Annotated in this window: 15 protein-coding genes; 8 read left to right on the top strand and 7 right to left on the bottom strand. The window is 65.5% G+C overall.

Features of this window, described 5'->3' with window-relative positions; all coding sequences use genetic code 11:
• Window positions 1-136: 136 nt before the first annotated feature.
• The 3 genes from mraZ to dinB form a co-directional block, all read right to left on the bottom strand.
• Window positions 137-565: a division/cell wall cluster transcriptional repressor MraZ gene (gene mraZ / locus FBY36_RS16925; protein WP_018763545.1), complete on the bottom strand. Its 429-nt coding sequence runs from the start codon at window positions 563-565 to the stop codon at window positions 137-139.
• Window positions 566-917: 352 nt separating this feature from the next.
• Window positions 918-1,289, bottom strand: a complete 372-nt coding sequence (locus tag FBY36_RS16920) for a DUF3040 domain-containing protein (RefSeq protein WP_142121269.1) — start codon at window positions 1,287-1,289, stop codon at window positions 918-920.
• A gap of 253 nt (window positions 1,290-1,542) precedes the next feature.
• Entirely contained in the window at window positions 1,543-2,775 is a 1,233-nt protein-coding gene (gene dinB, locus FBY36_RS16915) for a DNA polymerase IV (protein WP_142121267.1), read from the bottom strand.
• A 124-nt stretch (window positions 2,776-2,899) separates the two neighbouring features.
• Between dinB and FBY36_RS16910 the strand changes: the two genes are divergently transcribed.
• Both FBY36_RS16910 and FBY36_RS16905 read left to right on the top strand, forming a co-directional pair.
• Window positions 2,900-3,424 (top strand): hypothetical protein, encoded by a 525-nt coding sequence (locus FBY36_RS16910; protein WP_142121265.1) that lies wholly within the window; start codon window positions 2,900-2,902, stop codon window positions 3,422-3,424.
• The gene (locus tag FBY36_RS16905) at window positions 3,421-4,515 is read left to right on the top strand and encodes a polyprenyl synthetase family protein (protein WP_142121264.1); all 1,095 of its coding nucleotides are present in this window, start codon (window positions 3,421-3,423) and stop codon (window positions 4,513-4,515) included. The genes FBY36_RS16910 and FBY36_RS16905 overlap by 4 nt, the downstream gene beginning before the upstream one ends.
• A 9-nt stretch (window positions 4,516-4,524) precedes the next feature.
• On the opposite strand, the gene FBY36_RS16900 is transcribed toward FBY36_RS16905, so the two are convergent.
• The gene (locus FBY36_RS16900; protein ID WP_200830522.1) at window positions 4,525-4,878 is read right to left on the bottom strand and encodes an Rv2175c family DNA-binding protein; all 354 of its coding nucleotides are present in this window, start codon (window positions 4,876-4,878) and stop codon (window positions 4,525-4,527) included.
• A gap of 250 nt (window positions 4,879-5,128) precedes the next feature.
• Between FBY36_RS16900 and FBY36_RS16895 the strand changes: the two genes are divergently transcribed.
• Entirely contained in the window at window positions 5,129-6,505 is a 1,377-nt protein-coding gene (locus tag FBY36_RS16895; RefSeq protein WP_142121262.1) for a lytic transglycosylase domain-containing protein, read from the top strand.
• 101 nt (window positions 6,506-6,606) lie between these two features.
• Window positions 6,607-8,697, top strand: a complete 2,091-nt coding sequence (pknB, locus tag FBY36_RS16890) for a Stk1 family PASTA domain-containing Ser/Thr kinase (protein WP_142121260.1) — start codon at window positions 6,607-6,609, stop codon at window positions 8,695-8,697.
• Window positions 8,698-8,764: 67 nt separating this feature from the next.
• On the opposite strand, the gene FBY36_RS16885 is transcribed toward pknB, so the two are convergent.
• Complete coding sequence (locus FBY36_RS16885; RefSeq protein WP_142121258.1) at window positions 8,765-10,156, bottom strand: class II 3-deoxy-7-phosphoheptulonate synthase; 1,392 nt, start codon at window positions 10,154-10,156, stop codon at window positions 8,765-8,767.
• Window positions 10,157-10,254: 98 nt separating this feature from the next.
• On the bottom strand, window positions 10,255-11,094 hold the full coding sequence (locus FBY36_RS16880; RefSeq protein ID WP_142121256.1) for a lysophospholipid acyltransferase family protein: 840 nt from the start codon (window positions 11,092-11,094) through the stop codon (window positions 10,255-10,257).
• A gap of 111 nt (window positions 11,095-11,205) precedes the next feature.
• Here FBY36_RS16880 and FBY36_RS16875 point away from each other — a divergent pair, with 111 nt between their 5' ends.
• From FBY36_RS16875 to FBY36_RS16865, 3 genes are read left to right on the top strand one after another with little or no spacing between them, the layout of a single operon-like run.
• The gene (locus tag FBY36_RS16875; protein ID WP_142121255.1) at window positions 11,206-11,994 is read left to right on the top strand and encodes an alpha/beta hydrolase; all 789 of its coding nucleotides are present in this window, start codon (window positions 11,206-11,208) and stop codon (window positions 11,992-11,994) included.
• Window positions 11,991-12,788: an alpha/beta hydrolase gene (locus FBY36_RS16870; RefSeq protein WP_142121253.1), complete on the top strand. Its 798-nt coding sequence runs from the start codon at window positions 11,991-11,993 to the stop codon at window positions 12,786-12,788. The genes FBY36_RS16875 and FBY36_RS16870 overlap by 4 nt, the downstream gene beginning before the upstream one ends.
• Window positions 12,775-13,338 carry a hypothetical protein gene (locus tag FBY36_RS16865; protein ID WP_142121251.1) on the top strand — a complete coding sequence of 188 codons (564 nt, stop codon included), beginning with the start codon at window positions 12,775-12,777 and terminating at the stop codon, window positions 13,336-13,338. Before FBY36_RS16870 ends, FBY36_RS16865 begins: the two co-directional genes overlap by 14 nt.
• Window positions 13,339-13,366: 28 nt before the next feature.
• Here FBY36_RS16865 and FBY36_RS16860 read toward each other — a convergent pair whose 3' ends face one another.
• The gene (locus FBY36_RS16860) at window positions 13,367-14,455 is read right to left on the bottom strand and encodes an ROK family glucokinase (RefSeq protein WP_235008878.1); all 1,089 of its coding nucleotides are present in this window, start codon (window positions 14,453-14,455) and stop codon (window positions 13,367-13,369) included.
• A gap of 172 nt (window positions 14,456-14,627) precedes the next feature.
• On the opposite strand from FBY36_RS16860, the gene FBY36_RS16855 reads away from it, so the two are divergent.
• Window positions 14,628-16,436 carry an AMP-dependent synthetase/ligase gene (locus FBY36_RS16855; protein ID WP_142121249.1) on the top strand — a complete coding sequence of 603 codons (1,809 nt, stop codon included), beginning with the start codon at window positions 14,628-14,630 and terminating at the stop codon, window positions 16,434-16,436.
• Window positions 16,437-16,654 lie beyond the last annotated feature (218 nt).

The raw sequence follows: 16,654 nt of genomic DNA, 5'->3' as shown, positions 1-16,654 counted from the left end.
GCTGCTCCTTGGACCAGATCCCCATCCGCGCCTACCGTTCCGCCCGCCTGGCTCCGGGGAAGGTGAGCCAGGTTGGCAGCCGATGGGCCGGCTGGAGATCTCATCCAAGAAACCTCCTGCTGCCCCGCTCCGGAATTCAGAGAATGCCCGGAATGGGATCGTCAGTTTCGGAAAAGGCTGTTTCCTTCTCCGCAAGGTATTCATTCCAAGCCTGGGCGTCCCAGATCTCGGCGCGGGTACCGGCGCCGATGACGGCAAGTTCCCTTCCGAGTCCTGCATACTCCCGGAGCGCCGGTGGAATGGTCACGCGCCCCTGCTTGTCAGGTACCTCGTCCGAGGCTCCAGAGAGAAATACGCGGATATAGTCACGCGCCTGCTTGGAGGAGATTGGTGCCTCCCGCATCTGCTCGTGGACCCGCGCAAATTCCTTCTCGCTGAAGACGTAGATGCAACGTTCCTGGCCCCTTGTGAGCACCAGGCCGCTGGCAAGCTCCTCGCGGAACTTGGCGGGGAGAATGATCCGTCCCTTTTCATCCAGACGCGGCGAGTGAGTGCCCAGAAACACTGGCCCACCGCCTGTCCGCCGTCAGGAACTGCACATCCCCTATGTTGCAACCACCCTCTTATGTCCTCCACATTACTCCACTTTCCACCACAGTCAACGCGGAACGCTCCCTGTGCCGGGTGTTTCGTGGGAAAAGACCCCTGAAATGGCGCGGATTCAGGACAGTGGTGGAAAGTGGAGGACTTTTCGCTTCCGGGGGGCGCATCCCGTGCCATTGATGCGCCACGACGACGGCATGGGCGGGGAATTGCCCTTAAACACGAAAAGACCCGCCGAAGCGGGTCTTTTCGTGCAGTCCCCCTGCGTCAGGGGAGCGAAATGGAGGAGCCTGGCACCCGGGGGTACATGCTCTTTACGGCTCGCCCCTCCGGCGCTCGTCCCAGCGCTCTTCAAGGTTGCTCATGAACGAACTCCGTTGCTTGCCGGGTTTGCCCCCTCCGGCCTTGGCCCCGGCCGTCCCGCGGGAACTGCGCATGGTGGCGAAGTAGACTCCCCCGCCCATCACCACGAAGCCCAGTACGCCGACAAATATGTTCTGGAGCGTGACACCGACCAGCAACAGGAATACGCCGGCAAGTGCGCAGAGGACCCCAATAACCACGTGCCTCGTGGACCAGGAACGTCCCGGGTCCGAACCCATTGAGTTCGCGAACTTCGGGTCGTCCTCGTGAAGCTGCTTTTCAAGCTGCTCAAGCAGCTTCTGTTCGTGCTCCGACAGCGGCATCACGACCTCCTTTTGTAGGCCAACGTCCGGGCTGATCCCAGCCACTACTTCTACTCCGTTCAAACGCCTGCTGTTGCTGGAAAGTTCCCGCCTCGCCGACAGTGGCCAGAACAGGAATGCAGCATGCGTTCGCGGGAGCGGGAGCATGTCCAAGAGGGTCCGGCAGTAAGTCCATTCACTCGAAAACTATGTATTTATAAGGATAGATTGTTGAGGCCTGATCTGAAAGACGGCAATGACTTTGCCGGGCCCCTTAGGCGGGCCGCCCGGAACCGTCTCCCGGCCGGCTTTCCTGCTCCATCAGGCGGGCGGGCAGGACGGACTTGTTGCCGAATTTGCGCGCCACCTGGTCCAGTGCCTGTTCAGCTGCCCGCCAGTTCTCTTCCCGGCGGTCGATGCTTAGCTGGAGCGAAGTGCGGGCCGCCTCCTCCAACTGCTCAGCCCTGACCCCCACCAGCCGCACAGCCATGGCCCGTGCCCCCAGCGACTCCAGGAGCTGGAGCGCCACCGCGTAGATCAGCTGGGCGCTGTCCACCGGCGTCTGGACCGTCCTGCTGCGCGTGATGGTGGAAAAGTCGGCGAAGCGCAGCTTCAGCGCTACCGTCCGGGCCACCATTCCGGAGCTCCGGAGGCGGGTGGCGGTACGGTGGGACAGCCGCAGCAGTTCCCGGCGAAGGAGCGCATCATCGGTGGTGTCCACGGCAAAGGTCTCTTCGGCACCAATACTCTTTTCCAGGCGCACCGGGGTAACGGGACGGGGATCGATTCCCCAGGCAAGCCGGTGTACGTGTTCGCCGGTGGCGCCAAGGACCTTCTTCAAGGAGGACACGGGGGTCGCCGCCACATCCGCCACAGTCCGGATCCCCATGTTCGCGAGCACCTCTCCGGTCTTGGCGCCGACGCCCCAGAGGGCACCTACCGGGAGGCTGTGAAGATAGGGCACGGTTTGCTCCGGGCCGATGAGCAGCAGGCCGTCGGGCTTGCACCGTGTCGAGGCGATCTTCGCCACGAACTTGGTTTCCGCGATCCCCACCGATGCAGTGATGCCCAGTTCAGCTGACACCCGCCGGCGGATGAGCTCACCGATTCCCCTGGGCGGCCCAAGCCGCCGCAGTGCTCCCGTGACGTCCAGGAAGGCCTCGTCAACACTGAGCGGCTCGACGAGTCCGGTGATGGATTCGAAGATGGCCATCAGTTGCCCAGACACCTCGTAGTACAGCTTGTGGCGGGGTTCAATGACCACCGCCTGCGGACACATCCGCATTGCCACAGCCATGGGCATAGCGGACTTAACACCGAAGGCGCGGGCCTCGTAGGATCCTGAGAGGACCACCGACCGTTCCCCCGGGAAGCCGACAATAACCGGCTTGCCGCGGAGTTCCGGGCGCGTCCGGAGCTCCACCGAAACAAAGAAAGCATCCATGTCCACATGCATGATGCACGTGGGCCTGCGGCCCGGAGGGCGCACGGCGGATGGCTGGTTCATACCTGCAGGCACCACGGATCCAATCCTATCGGTTCGCCCGGACTCCCTGGTTTGTCAGGACTGGAGTGCAGGCTGGCTAAACTGGAGGCTGGTTCCCGCCAACAACACCAGGAGGAAAGTCTCTGTGACGGCTATTGGAAACTACAAGCCAGCTGGCCTGGCCGCACTTGCCGCCATTGGGGCACTTTCTCTGGCGGCATGCAGCCCCGCCCAATCCGGACAGGCAGAGCCGGCCCCCTCCACTTCCGTTGCCGCCACCCAATCCACGCTGACCGCCTCCCCCAGCCCCTCGGCGTCGCCCAACACCTCAGCAACAGTTGGAGCCGTGGTGGAGGGATTTCCCCAGCAACTCCTGCCCCTGATGCCGGGGGCGGCCGTGGTATCCAGCAGCTTTGACAAGACTAAAGCGCCTGCAACAGCCGCAATGGTGGGGAGCGTCAAGGCCCCCACGGCCGCCGTCATGGACTTCTATTCAAAGACTCTGGAAGGCCAGGGCTTCAAAGCCGTCCCCGGGGATAACGTGGGCGCAGTGGCTTCCAGGGATTTCGTCCGCGGTGACAACGAGACCGTCAACCTCTCCGTGGTCGAGGCCGCGGGTGTTTCCACTTTCACCATCGGTGCCAACGTGGCAGTTGAGTCCGCCAAGTGACCGCCGCAGAGCAGTTGCGGAATGAACAGGCTGATTTCGTGGCCGGGGTTGCCGGCGAGCTGACCAGCTTCCTCACAGCACGCCAGTCGGTCATGTCCGGCATTTCCCCGGATATTGAGCCCATCATGGGATCAATTTCGAACTTGGTGACGGGCGGCAAACGACTGCGTGCCCTGATGTGCTACTGGGGTTGGCGGGGTGCCGGCGGGGAGGCCGGGGCCAGCCAGGTGGTCACGGCCGGTGCGGCGCTTGAGCTGTTCCAGGCCGCCGCCCTGATCCACGACGACATCATCGACCGTTCGGACACCCGGCGGGGCGGCCCCAGCGTCCACCGCCGCTTCAGCCAGCTGCATACTTCACAGGGCTGGGCACTGGACAGCGAACGGTTTGGCCAGGCGGCCGCCATCCTGGCGGGGGACCTTTGCCTGTCCTTCAGCGAGGAGGCGTTCACCGATATCGGCGAGCGGGCGGCATCCGGAAGCAGGGCCAGGCTGATCTTTAACCTGATGCGCGCCGAGGTCATGGCCGGACAGTACCTGGACATCCTGGAAGAAGTGGCCGGTCCGGTCCGGGACCGCGCGGGGGCCGTTGGCAGGGCACAGTCCATCATCAGGTTCAAGAGCGCCAAGTACTCCACAGAGCACCCACTGGCGTTGGGCGGAGCCCTGGCCGGCGCGTCCAATGACCTGCTCCGCGGCTACTCCTCGTTCGCCCTGCCGCTCGGCGAAGCGTTCCAGCTCCGCGACGACGTCCTGGGCGTGTTCGGGGATCCGCTCACCACAGGCAAGCCGGCCGGCGACGATTTGCGTGAAGGGAAGCGGACCGTTCTGGTGGCCCTGGCGCTGGACCAGGCTTCGCCGGAAGAGTCCGCCTTCATTGATGCCAGCCTCGGCAGGCCGGACCTGTCCGAATCCGACATCGTCGAAATCCGCCGGATTATCGAGGATTCCGGGGCTCTGCAGGCCACCGAAGTCCTTATTAATGAATTCGGCTCGGCAGCATTTGATGCCCTTGACGGGCTTGAATTGGAAGAGTTGCCCAAGAATGCCCTGCGGAGGCTGGCTGAAGCGACCGTCAGCCGAGCCTCCTGAAACCGGCGGTTACCAGGCCAAGGTCTGGGCCCTGCGCCGGATTTCGGTCTTGCGGCCTTCCCGGAGGGCATCAATAGGGCGGCCGCGCAGTGACTCGTCGGCGGTAAAAAGCCACACGATAAGGTCTTCGTCCGAATAGCCGGCATCTGCCAGCACCACGATGGTCCCCTTGAGGCTGTCCACTACCTGGCCGTCCTGGATGAATTCCGCGGGAACCGACCGGATCTTCCGTTCCCCAACGCGCAATGCCGCGAGGGCGTGTTCATCGATCAGGCTGTGGACCTTGGTGACGGAAACATCCAATAAACGGGCTACGTCGGGCAGCGGCAACCACTCGCCCACCAGGTTTTCTACATTATTCACGGATCAAGGTTGCCACGCGGCGCACCCCCGCGCCTAGTCGGGGCAATTCATTCCGCCCCTGGCCTGCGGACACTCCCATAAAGACGGCCTTACGCGGAATCCGAAAATTCTTGTGCTAATCCGAAATTTGTGAGAGATTCACATTCATCACACTTGTAACAGTAATAACTTAAGTCACAGTAGTATCAAGATTGACAGCGGCATCCCCGCCCGCGTCCGCACCCCGCAGTTGAGAAGAGGATTCCTTCCGATGACGACGTCCCGCTCGCCCAAGCAGCCCCCCAAGCCGAGTCTGCCCATGATTGCCGCCACCACTGCGGCACTGCCAGCGGTCGTATTGTCATCATTGGCCCTTGCCCAGCCTGCCGCCGCACAGCAGCCGGCCCGGAACATCCCCAGCAGCCTTGCAGCAGCAATGAAGGCCCAGGCTGCAGCAAAGGCGGCGGGAGCAGTGATCCCCGCTGCTGTTGTCTCCACCACCATTCCGGCGGCCTTCCAGCCCGCGCAGCCGGCGGCTCCCGCGGAGTACACGATTGTCCGCGGCGACACGGTCAGCGCCATCGCCGGCCGCTTCGGCCTCGAAACCGGGGAAATCCTTAAGCTGAACAACCTCCAGGCGAACACCATCATTTACCCCGGCCAGAAACTCAAGCTGTCCGGCTCGGCCCCGGCTGCCCCTGCGCCCGCTCCTGCCCCGGCGGCTGCCCCGGCAGCTCCTTCCCCAGCAGGCGGGGCAACCTACACGGTGAAACCGGGCGACACCCTGGGTGCCATCGCTGCAAAGCACAACGTGGCCCTGTCCGACGTCTTCGCCTGGAACAACCTCTCCATGCGCTCCATCATCTACCCGGGGCAGAAGATCAAGGTGGGGGGCGGCGACCCTGCCCCTGCCCCCGCAGCCCCCGCCCCCGCCGCGCCGGCGCCGCTCGCAGCCACCTCAGCACCGGCAACGGGTTCCTACACGATCAAAGCCGGCGACACGCTCTCGGCGATTGCTTCCCGGAACGGCGTGAAGCTCGCGGACCTGCTCTCCGCGAACAAGCTGGGCATGACCAGCATCATCTACCCCGGCAGCAAGCTGGTGATTCCGGGCGCGTCCGCCCAGCCGGCTCCTGCCGCGCCGCAGGCTCCCGCCGCTCCCCTGGTCCCGAGCTCCTTCCTGGGTTTCAGCTACCCGGCCGCCGTGGTCAGCTCGGCGAATGAAAACAAGGCACTGCTGAATGCCTCGCCCGTTCCCTCCCGGGAGGAAATGAAGAACATCGTGACGGACACCGCACGCCGGATGGGGGTGGATCCTTCCCTGGCCCTTGCCTTCGCCTTCCAGGAGTCGGGTTTCAACCAGCGTGCCGTGTCACCGGCCAACGCCATCGGCACCATGCAGGTCATCCCGAGTTCCGGGCAGTGGGCGTCGGACCTGGTGGGACGGAAGCTGAACCTCCTGGACCCGTACGACAACGCCACGGCCGGCGTCGCCATCATCCGGCAGCTGCTGGCAACCAGCAAGGACCAGGACACCGCTATTGCGGGTTACTACCAGGGCCAGTACTCAGTGAGCAAGTACGGCATGTACGACGACACCAAGGCCTACCTCGCCGCCATCAAGGCACACCAGAAGAACTTCAGCTGAACCTGGCCACTGGCCGGTTCCTGAGCGCGGGTCCGAACCGTTACCGGTTCGGACCCGTTTTCGTGTCGGACGCCGTTTTGCTGCGGGATTAGGATCGTAAGGTGCAGGAACACGTGTCAGACCCAGTTGCAGGGACGCTGGTGGACAACCGCTATGCAGTCACCTCCAGGCTTGCCCGCGGCGGAATGTCCACTGTCTACCTGGCCGTAGACCAGCGGCTGGACCGCGAAGTGGCGCTGAAGGTGTTGCACCCCCACCTCGCTGCGGACGAAAACTTCCTGGACCGGCTGGGCCGGGAGGCGAAGGCTGCCGCCCGGTTGTCCCATCCGCACGTGGTGGGTGTCCTGGACCAGGGCAACGACGGCACCACCGCCTACCTCGTCATGGAGTACATCAAGGGCCACACGCTAAGGGACGTCATCAGGGACAGGGGTGCCCTGCCGCCCCGGCTGGCGCTGGCGCTGGTCGATCCCGTGGTGGAGGGGCTGGGTGCAGCACACGCCGCGGGTTTCATCCACCGTGATGTGAAGCCCGAAAACGTCCTGATCGCCGATGACGGCAGAATTAAGATTGGTGACTTTGGCCTGGCGCGTGCCGTCACCAGCTCAACCAGCACGGGGGCACTGATCGGAACCGTTGCCTATATCTCGCCGGAACTGGTGCTTGGGAAGCCGGCGGATGCGCGCAGCGACGTCTATTCCGTGGGCATCATGCTGTACGAGATGTTGACCGGCAGGCAGCCGTTCGAGGGTGAAGTGCCCATCCAGGTGGCCTACCAGCACGTCAACGGAACGGTGGGCCCGCCATCGGCCCTGGTGCCTGGGCTCGCCGGGGAAGTGGACGAACTGGTGCAGTGGTGTACTGCCAATGATCCGGAGAAACGCCCGGTGGACGGCAGCGCGCTGCTGCAGGAACTGCGCCACATCCGGACCAACCTCACTGATGCCGAACTGGACCTGCAGCCTCCTGCCGCCACTGCCGCCGCTTCCCAGCACCAAACAGAGGTCCTGGCCCGCGGCAACAACCCCACGACTCTGATGCCTCCTTCCCGGCCCGCGCCTGCCTACCCGCCCGGACGGCGGCCGGAGGCACCGGTCCGGCCGGGAGCGGCAGGCCCTGCCGCCCAGGCAGACTACCGGCAGCGTCCGGGGCTGGCATTGCCCGACGACGACGATGCCGACAGCGCATGGTCTCCCCCGCCGCCGCGGCTGGGCAAACGGGCCCAGCGCCGGGCGGACAAGGAAGGCGAGAAGCTTCGTGCCCTGGCCGCCGCCACGCCGGCGCGTACGCTGCATGAAGGAAATCCCCGCCGCCGTGGTGTCCTGTGGGTCCTGGTCCTCATCATCGCTGCACTCCTGGCCACGGGTGCCGGATGGTTCTTCGGAATGGGCCCGGGGGCTGCTGCCGCCATACCGGCTGTGGCCAACAAGACGGTGGCGCAGGCCCAGCAGTTGCTGGGAGGGGTGGGCTTCCGGTCCACCACGAGCGACGTTTTCGACGACCAGGTGCCCACAGGACTGGTGGTAGGCACGGATCCCGCTGCCGGGACGGAAATCCGGAAGTTCCAGCCCGTCTCCCTGCTGGTTTCAAAGGGTCCGCAGCTCTTCCCCTTGCCCAAACTCACCGGTGGAACACTGGCAGAGGCAAAGAACTCCCTTAACGCCGACCAGATGGCATTGGGCACTGTCACGGAACAGTTCGACGAGAAGGCAGCAGCGGGCACCGTGCTGTCGCAGGAACCTGCTGCCGGCACCCCTGCCCGGCACGGCACGCCCGTGGCGATTGTCGTTTCCAAGGGCCCACAGCCCATCCCGGTCCCCTCTGTGGTCGGGAAGTCCGCGGATGACGCCGTGGCCGCGGTCAAGGCAGCAGGGCTTACGGCAGAAGTCGCCCCGGACAAAGTATTCGACCGCAAGATCCCGGCGGGGGCCGTCGTTAGCCAGTCCCCTGCCAACGGAACCCTGACCCGTGGCGGCACTGTCACCCTGACCATTTCCAAGGGCCCCAAGATGGTGGCGGTGCCAAGCTACATCGGCAAGCAGGCAGCCGACGCCCGCAAGGCACTGGAAGCCCTGGGCTTCGAGGTCCGCGTGAACAACATCCTGGGCGGCTTCTTCGGCACGGTCCGGGACCAGTCACCGGTGAACAAAGAAGTTCCGGAAGGCTCCGTCATCACCATCACGGTGGTGTAACCCGCTTAACGCGAAGAGGGTGGGCCGGCGCCGCCGGCCCACCCTATTCCTGGTGGTTGCTCAGGTCCTAGTGCTTGGCGAGGGCGCCGGCCACCAGGAACGCCATCTCAAGCGACTGCATGTGGTTCAGGCGGGGATCGCAGACCGACTCGTAGCGGTCCAGGAAGGCCTCCTGGTCGATCGGGTCCGCGCCGCCCAGGCACTCGGCGACGTCGTCACCGGTCATCTCGACGTGCAGGCCGCCCGGCACGGTCCCCAGCCCGTGGTGCACCTCGAAGAAGCCGCGCACCTCGTCAATGACGTCGTCGAAATTGCGCGTCTTGTAACCGTTGGGCGACGTGACGGTGTTGCCGTGCATGGGGTCCGTGACCCAGAGGACCTGGGCGCCGGAAGCGGTGACCTTTTCGACGACGGCCGGCAGCTTTTCGCGGATGTTTCCGGCACCCATGCGGGTGATGAAGGTAAGCCGGCCGGGTTCGCGCTCCGGGTCCAGCTTGTCGATGAGGCGGAGGGCGTCATCACCGGTGGTGGACGGCCCGAGCTTGACGCCGATGGGGTTGCGCACCCGTGACAGGAAATCAACGTGGGCGTGGTCCAGCTCGCGGGTGCGCTCCCCGATCCAGAGGAAGTGCGCTGAGGTGTCGTAGGGGAAGCCGGTGCGGGAGTCGATGCGGGTCAGCGCGCGTTCGTAATCGAGCAGCAGGGCCTCGTGGCTTGCGAAGAACTCCACCCGCTTGAGTGCTTCGAAATCGGCGCCGCAGGACGCCATGAACTTGATGGCCCGGTCGATGTCCCGCGCCAGCGACTCGTAGCGGGCGTGGGCAGGATTTTCGGTGAAGCCCTTGTTCCACTGGTGCACGGAACGCAGATCCGCAAAACCACCCTGCGTGAAGGCCCGGATCAGGTTCAGTGTGGAGGCGGAGGTGTGGTAGGCGCGCAGCATCCTGGATGCGTCGTGCCCGCGTGACTCGGGGGTGAAGTCGTAGCCGTTGACGATGTCGCCTCGGTAGGCGGGCAGGGTAACCCCGTTACGGGTTTCGTCATTGGAGGAGCGGGGCTTGGCGAACTGGCCCGCCATCCGGCCCATCTTGATGACGGGCATCGCTGCGCCGTAGGTGAGCACCACCGCCATCTGGAGGATGGTCTTGACCCGGGCGCTGATCTTGTCAGCCGTGGCGGCCTCGAAGGTTTCAGCGCAGTCACCGCCCTGCAGCAGGAACGCCTTGCCCTGGGCAGCAGCAGCCAGGCGCTCACGCAGCACGTCCACTTCGCCGGCGAACACCAGCGGCGGGAGGGCGGACAGTTCCTTTACCGACGCCTCGAAAACATCCCGGTCCTGCCAGCTGGGCTGCTGGGAGATGGGAAGGTCCCGCCAGTGGTCCAGTCCGGGATAGTTGGCGGCTCCGCTCTGGGCGGTGCTGGACAGCGAAAAGGCGGGTTTTGCAGATAGCTCAGTCACCCTCTAAGACTAACGGCAGGGCGGCACCGCCGGGCACAGGGCCGTCACGCTGCCCGCTGTCGCCGTCACAACCGTGGCGCGTCCTGCCGAAGGTTCCGCTAGCCCGCCGCTGACGTGCCGGCGTCGTCCTCCACGGCGCCGTCCCCGGCACCGGAGCGCGTGGCGGCCGGACTGCCGGACCCGGGGTCCTGGACAAACCTGCCTTCGGACGCCACGGGGATGGCAAGAGGCTCGGCAACGGCCACGGGTTCTCCATGCTTGCCGGCGAGCCGGAGCTTCACCACGGCGGCGTATTCGTCCACGTATTCCTGCCCGGACAGTTTCATCAGGTGGGTCATGATGTCGTCGGTGACCTGGCGCTGGACTGTCCTGTCCTCCGCCTGCTCCCGGTATTGGCTGAAGTCCAGCGGTTCACCGAAAATCATCCCGATCCTGCGGATGTTGGGCAGCCGCTTGCCGATGGGCTGCACCTTGTCCGTGCCGATCATGGCAACCGGAATCACCGGGACACCCGCCTCCAGGGCCAGCCTGGCCACGCCCACTTTGCCCCGGTACAAGCGCGCGTCGGGGCTGCGGGTGCCCTCGGGGTAGATGCCCAGCAGGCCGCCTGCATTGAGGACTTCCATGCCGGCGTTCAGGGATGCGGCGGAGGCAGCGCCTCCGGACCGGTCCATGGGCAGCTGGTTGGTGAGGCGGAAGAACGCGGCCGTCAGCCTGCCCTTGATTCCCGTACCCGTGAAGTATTCCGACTTTGCCAGGAAGACCACGGGCCGGCGCACCATGAGCGGCATGAAGATTGAGTCGGAAAACGACAGGTGGTTGGAGGCGATGATGGCGGCCCCCTGCGCCGGAATGTTGTCCAGGCCCTTGACCCACGGCCGGAACAGCAGCTTGATCACCGGACCGAGGAAGATCCTTTTCATGACCCAATAGAACACGTGGTGAACCTCTCCGGAAGGCAGCCCCCAAGCCCTGCATCGGGCCTGGCCAGCGATTCAATGCAACCCTACTCTAGTGAGATTTGGCTGGAACAGTGACACGATGGAGTCATGACTGAAAGCAGCACCCCGTCCCGTCCAGCCGCTTTCAGCTATCCAGGCCACGGCGCCAATGCACGCACCGGAGTGGCCATCTGCCACGGATTCACCGGCAGCCCGCTGAGCATCATGCCGTGGGCGCAGCACCTGGCGGAGCTTGGGTATGCCGTGTCCGTCCCCCTCCTGCCCGGCCACGGCACGGACTGGCGCCAGCTTGCCCGGACCGGCTGGAAGGACTGGTACCGCAGCTACGAGGAGTCATTCCTCGAGCTGGCAGGGCGGACCGACACCTGCTTCACCGCCGGCCTGTCCATGGGCGGTGCCATCGCACTGCTGGCCGCGTCCCGCCACCCGGTCGCAGGGGTGAGCGTGGTCAACCCGGGCCTGAGCTTTTATGACCGGCGGGTGCGGGTCATCGGCCTCCTTAAGTACTTCCAGCGGACCACCGTCCCGATCCAGGAGGACCAGACCGGGGCACCAGCGACCGACGACGGCGACTATTCACTGACACCGCTTGCTGCCGTGCATGAGCTCAAGAAACTCTTCGGAGCAGCAGTGCGCGGACTGCCCCGCGTGGACGCCCCCGTGCAGGTCTTCAAGTCGCGCACCGATGCCGTTGTTCCGCCTACGTCGCTGGCGCTGCTGCGCAGAGGGCTGGGCGGGAACCTCGCGGAAGTGATCGGCCTTGCCAGCAGCGGACATGTGGCTACTCTGGACGTTGACGCGCCCGCAATTTTCGCCGGGTCGGCAGATTTCGTCGCCGCCCACGCCCGCCGAACCAGCAGCTTGGAGACGACATGACGTCCGGCCCGGACCACAGCCCCTTCAGCAGCGCCTTCAGCGGCGAGGGGGCCCGCACCGGCGTTGTCCTCTCCCATGGCTTCACGGGAAGCCCCCACGGCCTGCGCGCCTGGGCCATGGCATTCGCCGCGGCCGGATTCGCCGTCCGGATGCCGCTGTTGCCCGGCCACGGGACCAGCTGGCAGGACCTTGCGCGGACCCGCTGGCAGCAATGGCACGGCGCCCTGGACGACGCTTTCCTGGAACTGGACGCCGAGTGCGACCAGGTCTTCGCGGCAGGACTGAGCATGGGCGGGGCGCTGGCCCTGCGCCTAGCCGCTACCCGCCCCGTCGCGGGGGTGCTCCTGGTTAATCCAGGCCTGGTAATTGATGATCCCCGCGCATCGCTGGCCGGACTCCTCAAGCTGGTCCTGAGGAGCACCCCGTCCATTGGCAATGACATCCTCAAAGCCGGGGTGGACGAGGGCGCGTATGCCCGCACCCCTGTGGCCGCAGCCCACGAGCTCAACAAGATGTTCAAGGACACCGTCCGGCTCCTCCCCCGCGTTACAGCGCCTGTCCAGGTGTACCGCTCAACTGTGGACCACGTGGTGTCCGACGCCAGCATGGATGTCCTGCGGCGCGGGCTGGCCAACGCTCCCCTGGAAGTGGTCCGGCTTGAGAACAGCTACCACGTCGCCACCCTTGATAATGACGCCGACCGTATCTTTGAAGGGTCGGTGGACTTTGTCCGGCGCATGCTGGAGTCCGGGCCGCCGGGACCGGGACGGGAGGTCCGCAGTGAACAGGCCTGATTCCGAGCAGCCGGACCAGGGCGCCAACCAGGACGACGCCGTGTGGCTGGACCTGGTGGCACGGCTCGAATCGGACACGGTGGCCCTTCGCCCCGATTCCCCGGCACCCGGGGAAAAGTTGCCGGCGGAGACGGAACCCGCCGCACCGGAAAAGCCGGCGCAGTCCGCCTTCCGCGATTTCGACCCCCTGGGCCTGGCGGGGGCACCGCCCGCCGAACTGTCCGCGGCGCAGCGCCAGGCGGCATTGGGCGGGCAGGATGCCGCGCAGGAATCCCCGGAGGGACCGCGGGACTATGAGGTGGACGACGGCGGCGAGGAGTTCGTGCCGGAGGAGCCGCCCAGCCTGGCCGGCACCGATCCCCTGACCATGCTGGCCTGGCTTGGCGCGGTGGGCGGACCGGTGGCACTGCTGCTGTCGGCGATGTTCTGGCGCGCTGCGCCCCTGCTGGCCATCGTCGGCCTTGTTGCCGCGTTCGTGCTTGGAACCGTGTACCTGATCATGAAACTGCCGGAGGAGAAGAACGGGGACGACGACGGCGCAAGGGTTTAGCGTCCTTCCCGCCGACCTGCCGCCGTCGTCAATTGCGGACGCGGCTGCTGACCCGCGACAGATCTGCGGCGCCGATGAGCCCAGCGTTGGGGCCAAGTGCGGCCAGCTCTATTCCTGCGGCCGGGCGGAAGCCGCGGCCCGTCAGGTTCCGGGCGAACGCTTTGCGGGCCGGCTCCACCAGCAGGTCACCGGCTGAGCAGAGGCCGCCACCGATCACGAAGAGGCCCGGGTCCAGCGCGGCCGCCAGGTTGGCCAGCCCCAGGCCCAGCCATTCGCCTACTTCCTCGATCAGCTCCCGTGACGCGGGATCTCCGGCCAGGGCCAGTTCGGTGACGACCGCTCCGGTGATGGCGTCGGGATGTCCGCCCACGGCTGCCAGCAGGTCCTGCGCCATCGGCGAATTGGACCGGGCGAGGAGCCTGGCTTCCCGGCCCAGGGCGTTGCCGGACGCGTACTGTTCCCAGCATCCGCGGTTGCCGCACTCGCACCGGTGGCCGCCGGGCACGATGATCTGGTGGCCGAACTCCCCTGCCACGCCGAACCGGCCACGTTCCACCCTGCCGTCCATCACCATGGCACCCCCGATGCCGGTGCCCAGCGTGATGCAAACCAGCCGGTCCTCCCCCTGCCCCGCGCCGAAGCGCCACTCGGCCCAGGCCGCAGCATCGGCGTCGTTGGTCAGCAGCACCGGACGGCGCAGGAGCCGCTGGAGGTTCTCGCGCAGCGGTTCATTGCGCCAGGCAAGGTGCGGGCTGAAAAGCACGGTTCCACCGGCCAGGTCCATCCACCCCGCAGCACCGATGCCCACTGACCAGATGCGGTGCCCCCGGCCCAGCTCCTCCACCAGTTCCACGATGACCTGCTCCACTGCCCGTGGATCCGTTCCCGGGGTGGAACGCCGTGCCTCATTGAGGATCCTGCCTTCGGCGTCCACCACGCCGGCGGCCACCTTCGTTCCCCCGATGTCGATCCCGATGGCAAGTCCCTTGCGGCCAAGGCGAAGGTGTCCGCCGACGCCGCCGTGCAGCTGCCCGGCACGGTACGAAGCGGGACGGCGGCGCCACGGCGCTGGTCTTTTGAGGGGGCCGGCCTGATCGCCGGACAAGGGTCCGTACATAGTGCACCATTCTAGGCGGGCGGAAGGATTGTCTTGACATATACGTCCCGCATGCCGCTCCCATTGACGACTAAGTTACTCGCCAGTAGGTTTGTGTACTGCACAGTTCCGGCAGGGGTACTAGTCTTTAGGCAAACCCCTGCGCGGGACTTCAGATATCAAAGGAGCTATAGTGCGCGAATTCAGTGTTCCGCCCCTGGTTGTTGTCCCACCCGAAACCAACATCACCGATCTGGTGTTGCGGCAGGCGGCCAAGCCCGGCAACCCGGCACTGTTTTCGCGGCTGGACGCCGCAGGCACGTGGCGTGATGTGCCTGCCACCGAGTTCCTTGCCGACGTGAAGGCACTGGCCAAGGGGCTTATCGCCAGCGGAGTCGGTGCAGGTGACCGCGTGGGCATCATGTCCCGGACCCGTTACGAGTGGGCTCTCGTGGACTTCTCCATCTGGTTCGCCGGGGCGGTGTCGGTGCCCATTTACGAAACCTCCTCCCCTTCCCAGGTCGCCTGGAACCTGGGCGATTCGGGCGCGGTGGCCGCCTTCGGCGAGTCCGCCCACCACGAGAACGTCATCCGCCAGGCCGTCACAGCCGAAGGACTTACGGCGGTGCAGCATGTGTGGCAGCTCGAGGGCCACGGCCTGGACAGCCTCCGCGAGGCAGGCCGCGACGTCAGTGACGAAGAATTGGAGTCACGCAGAAGTGCAGCCGGCCTCCATGACGTTGCCACAATCATTTACACGTCCGGAACTACCGGACGTCCCAAGGGCTGTGAACTCACGCATGGAAACTTCGTTGAACTCTCGGACAACGCACTGGCCATTATCGGCGACATTGTCCACGAGAACGCCAAGACCATCATGTTCCTCCCGTTGGCGCACGTGTTTGCCCGCTTTATCTCGGTGCTGGCCATGGCCGCCGGAACCACCGTGGCCCACACCCCCGACATCAAGAACCTCCTGGCAGACCTGCAAAGCTACGAGCCGACCTTCATCCTGGCGGTGCCCAGGGTCTTCGAAAAGGTCTACAACTCAGCGTTGACCAAGGCAGAGGACGGGGGCAAGGGCGCCATTTTCCACCGCGCCACCGAAACTGCCATCGCGTTTTCCAAAGCCCGCCAGGATGGACGGGTGGGGTTGGGACTGAAGCTCCGGCACGCCCTCTTCGACAAACTGGTGTACGGCAAGCTGCGCGCCGCCATGGGCGGGCACGTTGCCCACGCTGTGTCCGGCGGCGGCCCCCTCGGCGAGCGGCTGGGACACTTCTTCCAGGGCATCGGACTGCAGGTGCTGGAGGGGTACGGCCTCACCGAAACCACGGCACCCATCACGGTCAACACCCCGTCAAGGATCAAGATCGGCTCAGTGGGCAAGCCCCTGCCGGGGAACGCCGTGAAGATTGCCGACGACGGCGAGATCCTCGCCAAGGGAGTCTGCGTCATGCGGGGCTACTACCGGCGGGAAGACCTCACGGCTGAGGCGTTCACCGATGGCTGGTTCCACACCGGTGACATCGGCAGGGTGGACGACGATGGCTTTGTCTGGATCACCGGCCGCAAGAAGGAAATCATCGTCACCGCCGGCGGCAAGAACGTCATCCCCGCGTTGCTGGAAGACCAGATCCGTGCCGACGCACTCGTGTCGCAGGTCCTGGTGGTGGGCGACAACAGGCCCTTCATCGGGGCCCTGGTGACCCTCGACCAGGAAGCCCTCCCGGGCTGGCTCCAGCGCCACGGACTTCCAGCCGGCACCACCCTGGAGCAGGCTGCCGGGAATCTGGTGGTAAAGGCAGCGGTGCAGGACCTGATCACGGCGGCAAACACGTCGGTTTCCCAGGCCGAGGCCATCAAGTCCTTCCGCATCGTCCCGGCAGACTTCACCGAGGCCTCCGGGCACCTGACCCCTTCAATGAAAGTAAAAAGGGCCCAGGTAATGAAGGACTTTGAAACCGTCATCGAGGAAATGTACTCGGCCCCGCGTTCCTGAATCCCCGGGTCCGGCGGACCCTGATCCTCTGCGTGCTATTCCCCGCGCCCTGCTAAAGCCGCTTCGCGGCGAGCAGGGGCCCGGGGCCCCTTTTACGCACGCTGCCGGACCGCGGCCCGCCTGTGCCGGGCTTCCAAACCAGGCCGGCCAGTCACTCGACCTTGGTTTCGTGGAACGGAAGAAGGGCCGCTCCCCATGTTTTGGGGAGCGGCCCTCTT

It is taken from the genome of Arthrobacter sp. SLBN-122 (assembly GCF_006715165.1).
Taxonomy (GTDB): Bacteria; Actinomycetota; Actinomycetes; order Actinomycetales; family Micrococcaceae; genus Arthrobacter.
The sequence above is the reverse complement of the archived record's forward strand: the minus strand, read 5'-3'. Positions and strand labels throughout refer to the sequence as shown.